The organism is Nonomuraea terrae, from assembly GCF_004348995.1.
GTDB classification, from domain to species: Bacteria; Actinomycetota; Actinomycetes; order Streptosporangiales; family Streptosporangiaceae; genus Nonomuraea; species Nonomuraea terrae.
Genome location: NZ_SMKQ01000411.1, coordinates 1 through 2,616, shown reverse-complemented (window position 1 = coordinate 2,616; position 2,616 = coordinate 1). Strand labels below are relative to the sequence as shown.

General features: G+C 71.3%; 2 protein-coding genes. Both read right to left on the bottom strand.

Going from position 1 to position 2,616, the window contains the following annotated elements:
- Window positions 1–2,055: sensor histidine kinase (locus E1286_RS46970; RefSeq protein WP_132623866.1), on the bottom strand; the 2,055-nt coding region annotated here is incomplete at its 3' end.
- Window positions 2,056–2,277: 222 nt separating this feature from the next.
- Window positions 2,278–2,616 (bottom strand): ACT domain-containing protein (locus tag E1286_RS46965; protein WP_132623864.1); only part of this gene is annotated, 339 nt, incomplete at its 5' end.

Genomic DNA, 2,616 nt, shown 5'->3' with positions numbered 1-2,616 from the left:
CCCTGGGGCGGGGGCGGTCGGGCTGTTGGGCCGGGCGTGGCCGTTGGCGGCGCCGGGCCGTGCCGGGCCGCCGTCGAAGGAGTCGAACGAGCGGAACGTACCGTTCTGGGGAGTCGGCACGGTGCCGCCGCCGAACGCGGGCCGCTGCGGCAGCGGCTGCTGCTGGGCGCCGTCGGCGATGATCGTGGGCGGCAGCAGCACCATGGCGATCAGGCCGCTGCCGTCGCCCTTCCTCAGCTGCACCCGGATGCCGTGGCGCAGCGCCAGGCGGCCGACCACGAACAGGCCCATGCGCCGGGAGACCGACACGTCCACGACCGGCGGCTCGGCCAGGCGGCGGTTGGCCTCGGCGAGCTCGTCGTCGGTCATGCTGATGCCGGTGTCGGTCACCGACAGCAGCGCGCCGCCGCCCTCGATGAGGCTGCTGGTCACCGTGACCTGGGAGTTGCTCGGGGAGAACTGGATGGCGTTCTCGACCAGCTCGGCGACCAGGTGGACGAGGTCGTTGGCGGAGCTGCCGACCACCGACGTGGCCCGGTGCACCCTGACCTGGACGCGCTCGTAGCCCTCGACTTCCGAGAGCGCGGCGCGCACGACGTCGACGAGCTTGGCCGGCTGGCTGCGCCGGCGGGTGGCCTCGTGGCCGGCGAGGACCAGCAGGTTCTCGGAGTTGCGGCGCATGCGGGTGGCCAGGTGGTCGAGCTTGAACAGGTCGGCCAGGCGGGCGCCGTCCTCCTCGCCCTTCTCCAGGCCGTCGATCAGCGAGATCTGCCGCTCGACCAGCGTCTGGGTGCGGCGCGAGAGGTTGACGAACATCGAGCTGATGTTGCTGCGCAGCTCGGCCTCCTCGCCCGCCAGGCGGACGGCCTGCCGGTGCACCTGGTCGAAGGCGCGGGCCACCTCGCCGATCTCGTCGTTGCCCTCGACCGCGATCGGCTGGACGTCGCCCGCGGCGGCGTCGCCGCTGACGCGCAGCCGGCGCACCACGTCGGGCAGCCGGAAACCGGCGATCTCCAGCGCCTCCGTGCGCAGCCGGCGCAGCGGGGTCACCATGGAGCGGGCGATGGCGACGGCCAGCAGCAGCACGGCGATCAGCAGCGCCAGGATCAGGGCGCCGGCGATGATCGCGTTGCGGGTCTCGGAGTCGCGCAGCTCCTGGCCGCGCAGGTTCACCTTGTCGGCGAGGTCCTTCTCGACGCCGCTCAGGATCTCGATGACGGCGGAGTTGTCGTCGAACCACTGCTGGCGCTCGGCCCTGGCGGAGATCAGGTTGTCGGTGATCCGGGCGCCTGGCGAGCGGCCGCTGGCGAGCGTGATCGCGCGCGACTTGGTGAGCTGGATGTTGACGTACTCGGGCTGGGACATCAGCACCTTGGCCAGCTCGGTGCCGACCTCGGTGCCGGCCTCTGCGCCCACTGTGGCGAGGTCGCTCTGCTGGCGGGCGTTGGAGGCGATGAAGTCCTCGACCTCCTTGGCGCCCACGTTCACGGAGTCGTAGGAGGCGCGCAGCAGCTGGACGCGCTGGCGGGAGACCTCCTCCTTGGCGGCGGCGAGGGCGCTCAGGGCGCGGAAGTCGCCGACCATCTGCGAGTCGTCGGACAGCAGGCCCAGCTCGTCGTGCAGCTTGAGCAGGGTGTCGGTGAGGAAGTCGTACCGGTTGGTCTCGGTGGCGCCCTCCTGCCTGATCTGCGGCAGCCGGGCGAGGTCGTAGTCGGCCTGCTCGGCCGCGCGCACGACGCGGGAGCCGTAGGAGTCGTCGAGGGCCGAGATGTCGGCGCGCACGGCCCTGACCAGCGTGTCGACGGACGCCTTGCGCTGCGCGAGCTCCGGTGCCAGCTGCCTGCGCACCGCACGGTTGGCCCCGCTCCAACCGGCTGTGTCACGCTCCAGCCCGATGGCCTGCACGAGGTCGCGGACCCGGCCGGCCTTCTCGGCGGCGGACGCGGTGCGGTCGTACACGCCGATGCTCTGCACCGAGCCCACCACGCGCTCGCCGCCGAGCACCATGACGGCGACGGTGGGCACCAGGATGAGCGCGGTTAGCCGCCATCTCACGCGCCAGTTCCGCAGGCCGAAGCGCCGCAGTGACCGCTTGCCGCGATCAGGCTGCGCGGCGAGGCCGCTGCCGGAGTTCCCCGTAGTCACCGCTTCCGCTACCCCTCATTCGTCCCGCCCGTAACGGCACCAAGCCGTCCCACAAGGTATCCGCAGCCCGTGCGTTACCAGGCATTTCGGACACAATTGTTACAAACGTGACCGATACTTGTGTGTTGTTGGTTATCGCAGTGCGGAGAGGACCTGATCGCGGACTTGGCTCCTCTGCGCGCTGTCGCTGAGGGGGCGACCAGCGCGGTCCACAACATAGAAGACGTCCACCGCCTCCGCGCCGAGAGTCTCCACGCGGGCGGCTCTCACGTCAAGACCGCAGTCACCGAACGCCCGTCCGATACGCCACAGAAGCCCCGGCCTGTCATGGGCTCTGACTTCCACCACGGTAGCGGTCGCGGAGGCATCGTCGACCAGCGTCACCCGAGGTGGCGCCACGGGCACGCGCGGCGGGCGGACCGACCGGGCCCGGCGGGCGAGCCGCTGCTCGATGTCAAGACCGCCGGCAAG